This is a genomic window from uncultured Brachyspira sp. (assembly GCF_944390595.1).
Lineage (GTDB): Bacteria > Spirochaetota > Brachyspiria > Brachyspirales > Brachyspiraceae > Brachyspira.
In genome coordinates this window covers 17,041-31,272 of the sequence record NZ_CALXRN010000186.1, presented here as the reverse complement: position 1 = coordinate 31,272, position 14,232 = coordinate 17,041, and the positions used below count along the sequence as shown (strand labels likewise).

At 29.0% G+C, this 14,232-nt stretch carries 14 protein-coding genes; 10 read left to right on the top strand and 4 right to left on the bottom strand.

The genetic code is table 11. The features are described from left to right. The 5 genes from Q0J90_RS11005 to pyrF all read left to right on the top strand — a co-directional run. The coding region (locus Q0J90_RS11005) for an ankyrin repeat domain-containing protein (RefSeq protein ID WP_297277947.1) at nucleotides 1–981 on the top strand (981 nt) is incomplete at its 5' end. A gap of 37 nt (nucleotides 982–1,018) precedes the next feature. Further along, nucleotides 1,019–2,152 carry a DUF362 domain-containing protein gene (locus Q0J90_RS11000; protein ID WP_297277946.1) on the top strand — a complete coding sequence of 378 codons (1,134 nt, stop codon included), beginning with the start codon at nucleotides 1,019–1,021 and terminating at the stop codon, nucleotides 2,150–2,152. 188 nt (nucleotides 2,153–2,340) lie between these two features. After that, entirely contained in the window at nucleotides 2,341–3,105 is a 765-nt protein-coding gene (locus Q0J90_RS10995) for a dihydroorotate dehydrogenase electron transfer subunit (protein ID WP_297277945.1), read from the top strand. Nucleotides 3,106–3,122: 17 nt separating this feature from the next. Beyond that, nucleotides 3,123–4,034, top strand: coding sequence for a dihydroorotate dehydrogenase (locus Q0J90_RS10990; RefSeq protein ID WP_297277944.1), 912 nt, complete (start codon nucleotides 3,123–3,125; stop codon nucleotides 4,032–4,034). A gap of 27 nt (nucleotides 4,035–4,061) precedes the next feature. After that, nucleotides 4,062–5,417 carry an orotidine-5'-phosphate decarboxylase gene (gene pyrF, locus Q0J90_RS10985; RefSeq protein WP_297277943.1) on the top strand — a complete coding sequence of 452 codons (1,356 nt, stop codon included), beginning with the start codon at nucleotides 4,062–4,064 and terminating at the stop codon, nucleotides 5,415–5,417. An 81-nt stretch (nucleotides 5,418–5,498) separates the two neighbouring features. Here pyrF and Q0J90_RS10980 read toward each other — a convergent pair whose 3' ends face one another. Both Q0J90_RS10980 and Q0J90_RS10975 read right to left on the bottom strand, forming a co-directional pair. Beyond that, nucleotides 5,499–6,104, bottom strand: a complete 606-nt coding sequence (locus tag Q0J90_RS10980) for a metal-sensing transcriptional repressor (RefSeq protein ID WP_297277942.1) — start codon at nucleotides 6,102–6,104, stop codon at nucleotides 5,499–5,501. An 81-nt stretch (nucleotides 6,105–6,185) separates the two neighbouring features. Beyond that, nucleotides 6,186–7,874, bottom strand: a complete 1,689-nt coding sequence (locus Q0J90_RS10975; protein WP_297277941.1) for an FAD-dependent oxidoreductase — start codon at nucleotides 7,872–7,874, stop codon at nucleotides 6,186–6,188. Nucleotides 7,875–8,045: 171 nt separating this feature from the next. Here Q0J90_RS10975 and Q0J90_RS10970 point away from each other — a divergent pair, with 171 nt between their 5' ends. Beyond that, a complete protein-coding gene (locus tag Q0J90_RS10970; RefSeq protein WP_297277940.1) occupies nucleotides 8,046–8,246 on the top strand; it encodes a hypothetical protein in 201 nt (66 codons plus the stop codon). Nucleotides 8,247–8,301: 55 nt separating this feature from the next. Here Q0J90_RS10970 and iolC read toward each other — a convergent pair whose 3' ends face one another. Together iolC and Q0J90_RS10960 are read right to left on the bottom strand one after the other, a co-directional pair. Further along, nucleotides 8,302–9,318, bottom strand: coding sequence for a 5-dehydro-2-deoxygluconokinase (iolC, locus tag Q0J90_RS10965; protein ID WP_297277939.1), 1,017 nt, complete (start codon nucleotides 9,316–9,318; stop codon nucleotides 8,302–8,304). 15 nt (nucleotides 9,319–9,333) lie between these two features. Beyond that, entirely contained in the window at nucleotides 9,334–10,167 is an 834-nt protein-coding gene (locus Q0J90_RS10960; RefSeq protein WP_297277938.1) for a ketose-bisphosphate aldolase, read from the bottom strand. Between the two features lie 175 nt (nucleotides 10,168–10,342). On the opposite strand from Q0J90_RS10960, the gene Q0J90_RS10955 reads away from it, so the two are divergent. From Q0J90_RS10955 to iolG, 4 genes are all read left to right on the top strand, one after another. Further along, entirely contained in the window at nucleotides 10,343–11,116 is a 774-nt protein-coding gene (locus tag Q0J90_RS10955; RefSeq protein WP_297277937.1) for a DeoR/GlpR family DNA-binding transcription regulator, read from the top strand. Nucleotides 11,117–11,242: 126 nt separating this feature from the next. Further along, nucleotides 11,243–12,178, top strand: coding sequence for a sugar ABC transporter substrate-binding protein (locus Q0J90_RS10950; protein ID WP_297277936.1), 936 nt, complete (start codon nucleotides 11,243–11,245; stop codon nucleotides 12,176–12,178). A 16-nt stretch (nucleotides 12,179–12,194) separates the two neighbouring features. Next, nucleotides 12,195–13,127: a substrate-binding domain-containing protein gene (locus tag Q0J90_RS10945; protein WP_297277935.1), complete on the top strand. Its 933-nt coding sequence runs from the start codon at nucleotides 12,195–12,197 to the stop codon at nucleotides 13,125–13,127. 77 nt (nucleotides 13,128–13,204) lie between these two features. Continuing rightward, nucleotides 13,205–14,221: an inositol 2-dehydrogenase gene (iolG, locus tag Q0J90_RS10940; RefSeq protein WP_297277934.1), complete on the top strand. Its 1,017-nt coding sequence runs from the start codon at nucleotides 13,205–13,207 to the stop codon at nucleotides 14,219–14,221. Nucleotides 14,222–14,232: the final 11 nt, after the last annotated feature.

Genomic DNA, 14,232 nt, shown 5'->3' with positions numbered 1-14,232 from the left:
TTAAATACTTATGAGATTTATGAAGGATATGCCGCTAATGAAGATATTGATGATATACTTCAAATGGCAGGAGAAGAAAATTTAAAAGCACTTGAGGAGCTTAATTTAGTAAAAGATATGTCCTCTTTAGATGAATGGCAGTCAAAATACGCATATATATCTCCAATAGTATTTGCTGCTATGTATTATCCTACTGAAGAAAAGGCTATTGAATTAATTGAATATGGTGCTAGTGTCAATAAAACTGATTTTAACGGTTTTACTCCTTTAATGAGAGCCTCGCTTATGGGATATATTAAGCTTGTAAAAAAACTTATAGAAAACGGTGCTGATGTTAATGCAAAAATATTTGATTCAAATGCAAATGTATTGTCAGATTCTTTATTTTTTGCTGTTAACGATAGCAATAAAAATAGTTTAGGAGTAGTTAAAGAGTTATTAAATTTAGGGGCGGATCCTAATGTTGTTTATCTTGATCCGGACGAAGGCAATTTTACTATTTTAGATAGAAGTTTATATTATAATAATTTTGAAATTTTTAAAACGCTTGTGGAAAATGGTGCTGATATAGGAAGAGTCAATGAAAAAGGCGAGCCTTTAATTGTTCATGCTATTAAGCGTGAGCGTTTTGATATAGTAAAATATTTGGTTGATAAAGGTATTAACCCAACGATGAAATATACAGATTATAGAAATATACCATTTTCTTTATTAGTTGCTACAGTTAATAATAGAAATACAGAAATAGCTGAATATTTGATAGAAAAAGGAGCTGATGTTAATTCTAAAGATACTATTAATAGTTCCAGCGAAGAAGCAGTAAATTTAATATTTACTGCTATTGAAAACGGAAATACAGCATTAGTAAAATTGCTTATAGAAAATGGAGCCGATACTTCAGTTTTTAATAAAGATAGAAAGACAATTTTTAATATAGCAATGGAAAAAGGATATAATGATATTTTAGAGTTGGAAAAATAAAATATAAAGATTATTTATTTTAAATAAGGTTAATATCATGAGTAAAGTTGCTGTAATAAAATGTGAGAATTATGATTTAGAAGAAGTAAAAAATTCTATTAAGAGAGCTATAGATTTGATAGGCGGAATAGACTTATTTGTAAAAGAAAGCGATAAGGTGTTATTAAAGCCTAATTTATTAGCAGCAGAATCCGCAGACAGATCTGTAACAACTCATCCTACAGTATTTGAAGCAGTAGTTTCTATACTCAGAGAAAAAAATGTTAATGATATTTCTTACGGAGATTCATCAGGCATAGGCAAAGGAAATACCGTAGCTTTGAAGGCAGGTATAGATGAGGCAGCAAACAAATTAAATGTTAAATATGCTGATTTTGAAGAGCCTGTAGGAGTTTCTTATGAAAATGGAGTTCAGGAGAAAAGTTTTACAATAGCTAAACCTATTCAGGAAGCGGATGTTATAATAAGTTTGCCTAAATTAAAATCGCATGCTTTAACAACAATGACAGGAGCTGTAAAAAATCAATTCGGATGTATACCAGGTTTTAGAAAAGCAGAGTATCATTTGAAGTTTCCAGATTTTGAAGATTTTTCAACTATGCTTCTTGATTTGAACAAGCTAGTTAATCCTAAACTTTATATAATGGACGGTATACTCGCTATGGAGGGAAACGGTCCAAGAAATGGAAGTCCTAGAAAAATTAATGCTATAATAGTATCAGATAATGCTGTAGCTTTAGATTATGTAGCTTCTCAAATAATATCATTTGATTATAATACAATACCGACTTTAAAAATGGGATTTAAGCATAATTTTTGTAATAAATATGATATTGAAGTATTGGGAGACGGTATAGAAAGTGTAAAAGTAAATGATTTTAAGAAGCCTCATAAAGGGGTAGGTATAGGAAGAAGTTTGATTAAATTAAGCAAATTTCCTATAATAAAAAGATTATTTGCTGTTATTATACCTAAACCTGTTATAGATAAAAATAAATGTGTAAAATGCGGGGTTTGTGTTAAAGTTTGTCCTGTAACGCCATTAGCACTAAATTTTGATAAAAAAGGTAAAAATTATCCTCCTGAATATTATTATAAAAATTGTATATCATGCTACTGCTGTCAGGAGCTATGTCCGCATAAAGCTATAGTATTAAAAAGGAAGTTTTAAAATCGTAATAAATTTTTTTAATACTTGAATTTTTACCAAAATATGATATATTAGGACTTTATGAGGAACATATTTTTTATTTATAATTACCTATAAGAATATTCAAAGAATGCCGTCTCTTTACTGAGATTAGGCATTCTTTTTTTATATGTAAATATGTTATTTTGATTAAATAAAAGGTTTATAAGATGTTTTTAGAAGATTGTATCATATCAGATAATATACAAATATGCAGTGATAAATACATATTAAGAGTAAAATCAAAAGAAAGTTATAAATATTCAAAAGCAGGACAATTTTTTATGCTGAAAAGCAATACATTTTTGAGGCGTCCAATAAGTCTGCATTATATTGATGATGATATTCTAGAATTTTATTATCAGGTAAAAGGAAAAGGTACAGAATATTTATCAAAACTAAAAAAAGATGATATTATCAGCATTCAAGGTCCATTAGGAAACGGATTTGATACAGAAGTAAAAAATAAAAAAATACTTATAACGGCAGGCGGAATGGGTATAGCACCTATTAAGCTGTTAATAGAAAAACTTATTAATAATAATTCCATAACATTAATAATGGGCGGTTCAAATGAAAGTGCTGTAAAAATAATAAAAAGATTTGATACAAGCAATATTGATTTATATATAACTACAGATGACGGATCTGTTGGCGATAAATGTAATGCGGTAGATAAAACAAAAGAGCTGTTGAAAGAAAAAAGTTTCGATATTATATATACATGCGGTCCAACCGTTATGATGAGTGCATTAATAAAAATAGCTAATGAAAAAAATACATTATGCTATGCATCACTTGAGGAGAGAATGGCATGCGGAGTTAATGCTTGTTTGGGATGCTGTATAGAATTAAAAGACGATAAAAACAGATACGTATTGAAAAAAGTATGTTATGACGGTCCTGTGTTTGATGCTAAATTATTGAATATATAATTTTACGGATAAATATTATGAGCAGATTAAATATAAACTTTCTTGATAAGCAATTAAAGAATAATGTTATAACTTCTTCAGGATGTTTTGGATTTGGGGAGGAGTACAGCAATTATTTTGATGTTAATGAACTTGGAGCAGTTAATTTAAAAGGCATAACATTAAATAAAAAAGATGGTAATAAAGGAACTCGTATAGCAGAAACCCCATCCGGTATGATAAACTGCATAGGTCTTGAAAATCCTGGTATAGAATACTTTAGAGATAATATAGTAAAAAATATCAAATACTCAGCACCTATAATATTAAATATAAATGGGGCTGTATTAGATGAATATGTAAAAGTAGCTGAAATAGCAAATGAAATAGAAAGAGTAGATTTTATAGAGCTTAATATATCATGTCCTAATGTAAAAAACGGAGGAATGGCTTTCGGATCAAGCTGCGAAAGTGCTGAAGCTGCTACAAAAGCTGTAAAAAAGGTTTTAACTAAGAAGCCTTTGATAGTAAAACTTTCACCGAATGTTACTGATATAGCAAGCATAGCTAAAGCTGTTGAAAATGCAGGTGCCGATAGTATTTCTTTAGTTAATACATTTTTGGCTATGAAGATAGATATAAAAACAAGAAAACCGCTTCTTGGAAATACATTCGGAGGTTTATCAGGCGGAGGTATAAAACCAATTGCTGTTAGAATGGTTTATCAAGTATATAAAGCTGTTAAGGTTCCTATTATTGGAATGGGAGGGATATGCAGCTGTGAAGATGCTTTAGAGTTTATAATGGCTGGGGCATCATTAGTTTCTATAGGTTCCGGTATATTTTCTAATCCTATATTGCCTATAGAAGTTATAAATGGTATTGATGATTATATTAAAATTAATAATATAGAAGGTATAAAAGATTTAATAGGAATAGCACATTTGTAAAAATAAAACTATAAGGATAAATATATTATGATAAAATTAACTGATAATCCAAAAGAGAGATTAATTATAGCATTAGATTTTAATTCTATGGGTGAAGCTACAAAACTAATAGATGAATTAGGGGATGAAGCTGTATTTTATAAGGTTGGACTTGAGCTTTTTCTATATACTAAAGGTGAGATAATAGAATATTTGGCAAGTAAAAATAAAAAGGTATTTCTTGATTTGAAATTCCATGATATACCTAATACTACTGCTATGGCATCTCTTTTTGCTGCTAAACAGAATATATTTATGTTTAATGTTCATACAAGCGGCGGAAAAAAGATGATGGAAAAAACTGTTCAGGAAATCAAAAAACTTAATAAAGATAATCTTATAATTGGTGTAACTATTCTTACAAGTCTTTCAGAAAATGATGTAAAAAATATGTTTAATTCTAATTTGCCGCTTACAGATTTGGCAGTTAATTGGGCTAAATTAGGAAAGGAATCAGGACTTGACGGTGTAGTATGTTCTCCTAGAGAAGCTAATATAATAAAAAAGGAATGCGGAGAAAATTTCAGAACAGTATGTCCTGGTGTTAGACCTAAATGGGCTAGTATAGATGATCAAGAAAGAATAATGACTCCTAAAGAGGCTATAGAAAACGGATGCGATTATTTAGTTGTAGGCAGACCTATTACTAGAAGCGAAGATAGAGTAAAAGCATGTAAAATGGTTGTAGAAGAAATTGCCGAAGGAATAGAACATAATAAAAAATTAAAGGCTAGATTAATAGCCGGTGCATTGTTAGAAACTCAGGCTGTTAAATTAAATGTTAAGGAACCATTTACATTTGTATCAGGAATAAAAAGTCCTATATACTGCGACAATAGATATGTTATAGGTTTCCCTAAGGCAAGAAAAGTTATAGTTGATGCTTTTATAAGTGTTTTGAAAGATAAAGATTTTGATGTTATAGCAGGTACAGCAACCGCAGGAATACCTTGGGCTTCTTTTATAGCTTATGAACTTGATAAGCCTCTTTGCTATATTAGAGCTGAGAAAAAAGAACATGGAAGAGGAAAGCAGATAGAAGGTGCAGAGTGTGATGGAAAAAAATTAATATTGATAGAGGATTTGATATCTACCGGAGGAAGTTCTATTAAAGCTTTTGAGGCTGCTAAAAGCGAAGGAGCGATTGGACTTGAGATTATATCTATATTCTCTTATGAATTTGAAAAAGCATATAAAAATTTTGAAGAAGCAGGCATTAAATTTTCATCTCTTTCTAATTTCTCTTCTCTTATGGAAATAGCAAAAGATGAAAATTATATAACAGATGATGAATTGAAAAAAGCATTGGAATGGAATAAAAATCCGGATGAATGGGGAAAGTAAGATATTATAGCAAATGGCTTTTATGGAAAAAATTAAAAGCCATTTCTTATAAAAAGAAAATATAAAAATGCAATAAAAAAATTACTTTATAAGTTTTCTCATATATCTGAAGAAATCTTCTTTCTCTTTAGGAGATATCATGCAAGTGTTTAAAAATACTTCCATAATTTCCTGGTTTACACTTCCCATAGCTGCTTTAACAGCAAGGGATTGATTGAGTATGTCGCCGCAATACTCACCTTTGGCAAGCATTTTTTTCATACCCTTAATTTGACCTTCAATTCTATTTAATCTGATAATAAGCCTTTTACGTCTTTCTAAGGCTTCCTCTCTGTCAAACTTAGATACTTTATTATTATCCCCAAAATGTTTATTCCAAGCTTTTAATCCGCCTTCTAATATATAAAGCTCTTTAAATCCTTCTTCTTTCATATATTCTCCGGCTTTTACGCTTAGTTTTCCTACAGAACAATATAGAAGATATGGGGTTTCTTTATCTAGTTTGGATATTTCTCTTTTAAAGACTCTTGGCTTAAGGAAATCCATAGAAATAGAATTTTCGATCATGCCTTCATAGTTATGCTCCATTTCTGTTCTTACATCGAGAATAACTATATTATCTGTTTTATTGATGATTTCACTTGCCTCTGAAGGAGACACTATTTTTAATTCGTTTTCTATTACCATAATTAAATCCTTATTAAAATCTATCCTTATTATATATTATATAATAAAAATAGATTTTAATAAAATACTTTTTTAATTAATTTAACCAAAATATCCGCTTAATATAGGTTTTCTTCCCATAACCTTATCATTATAATACTCATATTGTGATAAGCCTATGAAACCTCCTGAAACATTGATAACATTATCAAATCCCATATTCTGTAATATTTTACATGCTGTATAGCTTGTTAATCCTGTTTTGCATGTAATATATACCGGTCTGTCTTTAGGTACTTCATTTGCTCTTGCTCTTAACGCTCCAAGAGGTATATTAACAGCTTTTTCTAAATGTCCTACAGCAAAATCTTCCGGCATTCTTACATCCAAGAAATAAGCATCTTTTTCAACTAATTCTCTTACTTGGCTGTAATGAACTTGTTTGAAATCTCCATTTTTTAAGTTTGAAGCAACATAACCGGCAAAATTTACAACATCTTTGGCTGTTCCAAATGAAGGGGCATAACATAATTCCAAATCTTTCAAATCATCTATAGTTCCTCCAAATTTTATTAGGGTAGCTATTACATCTATTCTCTTATCAACATTTCCTCTTCCTATAGCCTGAGCACCTAAAACTTTTCCGGTTGGAACTTCATATATAAGTTTAAAATGCATTAGTCTGCTGGAAGGCATAATAGATACTCCGTCAAAAGGAATTATCTCAACTGTATCATAATTTATATTTAAATTCATAGCTTTTATAAATCCCTCAGAAAGCCCTGTAGAAGCTCCGTTATATCCGAAAACTTTTATAACAGATGAGCCTATAAATCCTCTGTTATCAACAGTTCTTCCATTTATATGATCAGCAGCAGCTCTTGCCTGTTTCTGAGCAGGTCCTGCTAAAGCTAATTTGAAATAATCGTTAAATAAAGCACCGTAAACCTCTATAGCATCTCCAACAGCATATATATCTTTATCATTAGTACGATAATTAGAATCAACTTTAATAGCCTTTGTTTTTCCAAGTTCTATGCCTGCTTTAACTGCGATATCAGTTTCTGGAGCAACTCCTATAGCAAGTACAACAGCATCAGCTTCAACTTTTTTGCCGGAACCTAAAATAACAGTATTGGTATCAAAACTATCAACTTTATCATTAACTATTAAATTGACTCCGTTATCTATTAATTCTCTATGAAGGATTTGCACCATATCATAATCAAAAGGCTTCATTATCTGAGGCAGTGCTTCTATTATTGTTATATTATATCCGGCATGCTTTAAGTTTTCTGCCATTTCAATACCTATGAATCCGCCTCCTATAACAGCTACTTTAGCATCTTTTTTGCCTTTAAGAAAATTATGTATTTTGCTTATATCAACAACATTTCTAACAGTAAATACATTAACTTTCTCTATTCCTTTTATAGGAGGTACTATAGGCTTAGCTCCCATAGAAAGTATAAGTTTATCATAACTTTCTTTATATTCTTTTCCTTCACATACTACTGTAATTTCTTTTTTCTCTCTGTCTATAGCTGTAACTTCGCTGTTAATTCTCGCATCAACATTGAATTGTTTTAAAAACTTTTCCGGAGACATAAGAAGTAAAGTTTCTTCGTTAGGTATTAATCCTCCAATATAATAAGGCAATGAACAGTTTGAGAAAGAAACATGAGGACCTTTTTCAAATAAAATAATTTTGTCCTCTTCATTTAATCTTCTAAGTCTTGCAGCAGCAGAAGCTCCTCCTGCTACTCCTCCTACTATTAATATTTTTTTCATTTTAAAGCTCCAAAATATAATTTATATATACCTAGTATATGTATATTATAATATAAGTCAACATTTTATTTAAAATAAATGTTCATTATATTTTTATAAAAATATTAAATTTTCTAATAATTTTTATGTATATTCCGATATTATAAAAAACAGGTCTGTGGAGGATAAAAAATGGGAGTTTATTCTATTTATTCATCTGATATGTTTCCATTGACTAAGCACATGACTTCTGCAGGATTAAATGTTTATAATTCTTCAGGTTATTACGGTTCAGCACAATCTGCCGGAAAAGCTGCAAGTATTGTAACTCCTCAGGGATCATCTGCACCTATAAATATTAATATGGGAAAGATGTTGGATGTATATGCTTAATGATTATTTTTTACCCAGCTTTTAATAAAAAAAGCTGGTTTTTTTATTAAATCACTTATTCTCTGGCAACCATATCACCATATTCTTTTTTACAATCACTGATATATTTTTGTATATCTTCTAGTTTAGGCATAAAAGATGAACATCCATGACTTGCTACCAATAGTGAAGCAGATGCACTTCCTAATTCTAATGCTTCATATATATCTATTCCTTCAAATATTCCATACAAGAATGCAGATGCATATCCGTCTCCGCCACCGAAAGATTTTAGTTTTTGTATAGGGAATGGCTTAATAGTATAATTACCCACATTTTTGATATAGGCAGTTGAACCTTCTTTTCCATGTTTTATTAAAACTATTTTTGCCTTTCTGCTGAAATAATAATCAGCTATTTCTTTATCTGTAAAACTGTTTCCAAATAATGAAGCAGTAAGTTCATATTCTTCCTTTGAACCTAAAATAATACTTGATTCATTAGCAACTATAGAATAATATATAGATATTTCATCTTTATTAGCCCAATTATATTCTCTATAATCTATATCAAATATTATTGGAGTTTTGGTTTTATTTGCCAACATAACAGCTTTAAGTGCTGCTTCTCTTGATGGGGATTGTGCTAAAGATGTACCAGAGATTAGTATGGCTTTACTTTTTCTTATATAATCTTCAGATATATCATCTACATGTAATGTTAAATCAGCTGCACTATTTCTATACATTAAAATGCTGCTTTCTTCTTTGCTTAAAATTTCTGTGAAAGTTAAACCTAATTTTTCACCATTTTCAGCCTTTTTTATATGAGATACATCCACATTTTCTTTTTTAAAAGTTTCTATACAAAAATCGCCAAAAGCATCGTCTGATACTCTTGAAAAGAAGCCGCATTTTTTTCCAAGTCTTGATAATCCTATAGCTATATTAGCAGGAGAACCGCCTAAATATTTTATAAATGTTGAACTTTCTGCCAAACTTTTATAATAATCTTGCGGATTAAAATCGATTGTAACTCTGCCAAGAAGAATAAGATCATATTCTCTTTTATTATCAAATTCAATATATTCCATACTATATCCTCCGAATTATTTATTGTTAAATATATTTATATAATTAGCTGTTGTTTTAAATACTTCTTCAATTATGCATTCATTAAGAGAAAAATAATCAAAAGATTTATTTGTACTAAAATAATTTGAAGATGCTCTCACTAAAGCATCAAAATTAGCAGTAGCTACATTAATTTTTGATATTCCAAAAGATATTGATTTTTTAAAGTCGTCTTCACTAATACCAGTTCCTCCATGAAGTACAAGAGGAGTCTCTATAATTTCATGTAAAGTTTTTAATACTTCAAAATTTAATTTAGGAACACCTTTATAATGTCCATGGGCATTTCCTATTGATACAGCCAGAGCATCAAAACTTGCATTTTCATAAAAATATTTTGCTTCATTGACATCTGTACATATTTCTTTCATTTCCCCATTACCTTCATCTCCTGAAAGCACTCCTATTTCTGCCTCTAAGTTAATATTTTTATTTTTTAAAAAATTATATAACTCATTAGTATTTTTTATATTTTCTTTTAATGGAAGATGAGATCCATCATACATTATTGATGTAACGCCGCAATCTGCAGCTTCCTTTATGATATCCATGCTATATCCATGATCAAGCTGAACAGCTATATCAACTTTAGATTTTTTTGCAGCATTTACCATCATAGGAAAAATCATATTCAGCGGTGAATATTTTAGTCTTTTCTCGGCTGTTTGTATTATTATAGGAGTATTTGTTTCTTCCGCTGCTTTAATAACACCAATAAGAATTTCCATATTTGCTATATTAAAAGCACCTACAGCAGTTTTATTTTTTGATGCTTCATTAACCAATTTTTTCATCATTACTAAAGACATATTGAGTAACTCCTTGTTAAGTTTTAAATATATCTTAATTATATTATAGTATAGTATAATAATAAATAAAAAACAAGAATATATTAATTATTTTTAATTATTTATAAAAAAATATAAAAAATAATATTTGTGTTTTAATAAAAATAATTATATAATCTACAAAATGGAGAATATGATGAGATATAAAAGAATAGATGATATAATAAAATACATTTATCAAAATAAAAGTGTTACTTTAGATCAAATATGTGACAATTTTAGTATATCCAAAAGTACAATAAGAAGAGACTTAAATGAAATATTGAAAGATACCAATATAAGAAAAACTTACGGCGGATTAACACTAAATAATGTAAATGATCATAATACAAAATATTTAACATCATTTTCTGAGAGAAATATTGAAAACATAGAAGAAAAAATAAAAATATCAGAGAAAGCAGCAAGCATAGTAAAAGAAAATGATATAATTTTCATAGATTCAGGTACAACAACGTTTCATATGATTGATTATTTGGATAAAATAAAAAATTTAACTGTATTAACGAACAATTTAGAAGTTATATATAGAGCAGTAAACTATAATAATATCAGTATCATTTCTTTATCCGGAAGTTTAAATAGAGAAACTCTTTCTTTTGTTGGTTCTACAAGTATATTAACAATTAAAAATTTTAATATAAGCAAAGCTTTTATGGCAACAACAGGCTTCTCAATATCTAATGGAGTTACAAATTCTTCGCCATTGGAATCAGATATAAAGAGAACAGTTATATCGAAAAGTAATGAAATAATACTATTAGCAGATAGTACAAAATTCAATGCAGTATCATTAATGACATATTGCGATTTAAAAGACATAGACATTTTAATAACAGATAAAATGCCTGATAAAGAAATTTCTGATTATATCTTAAATAACAATTCAACTATTCTATTGTCTAAATAAAATAATTAAAAATTTAAAAAATATCAAAAATATATTGAAAAGCATCAAAAAATATCTATACTATTAAAATATAAACCAATATATATTCAAAATATTATTAAAATATATCTAAATATTGGAGATAAAATGAAAAAAATAGTAATCTTATTCCTAATTGTTAATATCATAGCCTGTTCAGGAAATACTCAAAATAATAGTAATGATGATAATCTTAAAATAGCACTCATAAATGGAGTGAATACAACATTTGTTGAAGCATTGATTAATGATATAGAAGAATATGCTAAAGAAAATTATAAAAATTTAACTATTATAGAGAAAAGTACATCTGAAGATAGTGTTATGCAGCAGTCTCAAATAGAAAGTTTAATTACTCAAGAAGTAGACGGAATAATATTGCAAGTGGCTAATTCCGGCATAGCATCATCAATAGATAATTATGCTAAAGAAAATAATACTCCTCTTTTATATTTTAACGTAAGACCTACTACTTTAAAAGACGGCAGTTACAGTTATGTTGGTATGGATGAAAAAAGTGTTGGTTTTCTACAAATTGAGGAAGTCTTGAAAGTAAGAAGTAATGGAAATGCTGTAATATTATCTGGTAATTATAATAATGAAGCTTCAAAACTAAGAACAGATGGAATTTTAAATAATGTTACAAATACACAGATAAAAATATTAGCTCAGGAATCAGGAAATTGGTATGAGAATAATGCTGAAAGTATAGTTGATAGATGGATAAATTTGGGTTTAGATATAAATATAATATTTTCTAATAATGATGATATGGCTGTAGGAGCTATTAGAGCTTTAGAGAAAGTTGGTAAAAAATTTGGAACAAATGAGGGTGAAGTAATGGTTTTGGGAGTAGATGCAACTCCTAATGGAATTCAATGTATAAAAGAAGGAAAAATGTATGCAACAATAAAGCAGGATACTAAGGAAGAAGCAAAAATGATAGTAGATTCTATAGTTGATATGATTAAGAATAATGGTAAGAATAGAACAGTATTAATATCACCAGAGGTTATAAATATAAATAATATAAATAAACCATAAAAATTGGAGGACAAAGATGAGAAAAATTACAATCTTTTTATTGGAATCTATGATGTTAATAATTTCATGCTCTGGAGGCGGCGAACAAAAAAAGAAGAAAATTGTTGGAGCTTTTAACGACTTCAACGATACTTTTTTGACTTATGTAAGACAAGCCATGGAAGAGTATGTTAATAGCAATTATCCAAATTACGAAATATCTTTTGTGGATGGAAGAGGAGACCATGCTACATTGCAAAGTGCTCTTGAAAATGTAGCTATACAAGAAGTTGATGGTGTTTTAATTAATCTTGTAAACCCAGAATCTGCTGGTCCTATAGAAGATATATTTGTTAAAGATAATATACCTCACTTATATTTTAATAGATTGCCATTGAATTTACCTGAAGATTCATTTTATTTTGTTGGAATAAATGAAACAAAATGCGGAAGTTTGCAGGCTGAATATGTATCACAATTTAGAAAATCTGGAAATGCAGTTGTTCTTATGGGAGTATTAGGTAATGACGGAGTAATAAAAAGAACTGCCGGAGTAAAAGAATATTTGGAATCTAATAATTCAGAAATACAAATTATTAGAGAACAAACAGGAAACTGGCAAAGAGAACAAGGATTAAGAATCGTTGAAACATGGCTTACTGCTAATGTACCTATAGATATAGTTTTCTCTAATAATGATGAAATGGCATTAGGTGCTGCTCAGGCATTACAGCAGGCTGGAAAGAAAATAGGTACTAATGAAGGTGAAGTTATAGTTTGCGGAATTGACGCTACTCCAGACGGACAGAATGGTATAAAAGAGGGAAGTCTTTCAATGAGTGTATTGCAAGACAGCGTAATACAAGCTCAAAAATCAGTTGATAATATTGTTAATTTGATAGAGGGTAAAGAAGTTCCTAAAATGGATTTAATAGAACCTATTATAGTAACTAAGGAGAATGCAAAATAAACTGCCATTACTTGTGCCCCCAGAATATTAATCTTATTAAATATTCTGGGGATACAGTATTTATTTAAGGAGTTTCTATGATTAATATAGCTTTAGTAGGAATTGGTAGAATAGGTTTGGTGCATGCTGAAACTATTAATAAGAAATTATCAGGCAAAGTAAATTTATCTTTATTTGTTGATACAGTTAGTAAAGATTTAGAAGATAAGACTAAACAATATAATGCTAAATATTCCAGAAGTTTGGATGAATGCTTATCTGACAGCAGTATAGATGCTGTAATATTATGTACGCCTACAAATACACATACAGAAAGTATAATAAAAACATTAAATGCAGGAAAACATATATTTTGTGAAAAACCAATAGCAACAAATATTGCTGATCATTTGAAAGTAATAGAAGCATCTAAAAAATCTGATAAGAAACTTATGGTTGGTTTTAATAGAAGATTTGATCATAATTATAAAGCAATTAAAGATAGAATAGATTTAGGAGAAATAGGAAATATTCAACTAATAAAGCTTACAAATTATGATAGTCCTTTTCCTAATATAGAATTTTTAAAAACTTCAGGCGGTATATATTTAGATTTGTGTATACATGATCTAGATTTGATATCATATTTTACAGAAAGTGCTAAAGATGAACCTGTTGAATTATTTGCATCCGGAAGTGCTTTTTTAATGCCGGAACTTAGTAAATTTGGTGATGTTGACACTACAATTGTAACAGTAAAGATGAAAAGCGGTGCAATGGCTACTATAACTGCTTCAAGATTTGCTAATTATGGATATGATCAAAGAGCAGAAGTTTTAGGTACAAATGGAAGTTTAATATCTGAAAATGATAGCCCTACTAACGTTATATTACAAAATCAAAATGGTATTATTAAAGATAAGCCTTTTTATACTTTTTTGCCTAGATATATAAATGCTTATGCTTATGAAATATCTCAATTTGTAGAATCTATATCTGATAATAAAGATTCTCCTGTTACTGCTGAAAAATCTTTACCTGCTTTGAAAATGGCATTAGCAGCCAATTTATCTTTGAAAGAGAATAGAGTCGTAAAAATTAGCGAAATTGTGTAAAAAATAATATT

Coding starts and splice junctions, on each gene's coding strand:
- Q0J90_RS10955 (WP_297277937.1), top strand. CDS start 10,343: ATGAGATATAAAAGAATAGATGATATAATAAAATACATTTATCAAAAT.
- Q0J90_RS10990 (WP_297277944.1), top strand. CDS start 3,123: ATGAGCAGATTAAATATAAACTTTCTTGATAAGCAATTAAAGAATAAT.
- Q0J90_RS10980 (WP_297277942.1), bottom strand. CDS start 6,104: ATGGTAATAGAAAACGAATTAAAAATAGTGTCTCCTTCAGAGGCAAGT.
- Q0J90_RS10970 (WP_297277940.1), top strand. CDS start 8,046: ATGGGAGTTTATTCTATTTATTCATCTGATATGTTTCCATTGACTAAG.
- Q0J90_RS10945 (WP_297277935.1), top strand. CDS start 12,195: ATGAGAAAAATTACAATCTTTTTATTGGAATCTATGATGTTAATAATT.
- Q0J90_RS11000 (WP_297277946.1), top strand. CDS start 1,019: ATGAGTAAAGTTGCTGTAATAAAATGTGAGAATTATGATTTAGAAGAA.
- pyrF (WP_297277943.1), top strand. CDS start 4,062: ATGATAAAATTAACTGATAATCCAAAAGAGAGATTAATTATAGCATTA.
- Q0J90_RS10950 (WP_297277936.1), top strand. CDS start 11,243: ATGAAAAAAATAGTAATCTTATTCCTAATTGTTAATATCATAGCCTGT.
- Q0J90_RS10995 (WP_297277945.1), top strand. CDS start 2,341: ATGTTTTTAGAAGATTGTATCATATCAGATAATATACAAATATGCAGT.
- iolG (WP_297277934.1), top strand. CDS start 13,205: ATGATTAATATAGCTTTAGTAGGAATTGGTAGAATAGGTTTGGTGCAT.
- Q0J90_RS10975 (WP_297277941.1), bottom strand. CDS start 7,874: ATGAAAAAAATATTAATAGTAGGAGGAGTAGCAGGAGGAGCTTCTGCT.
- iolC (WP_297277939.1), bottom strand. CDS start 9,318: ATGGAATATATTGAATTTGATAATAAAAGAGAATATGATCTTATTCTT.
- Q0J90_RS10960 (WP_297277938.1), bottom strand. CDS start 10,167: ATGTCTTTAGTAATGATGAAAAAATTGGTTAATGAAGCATCAAAAAAT.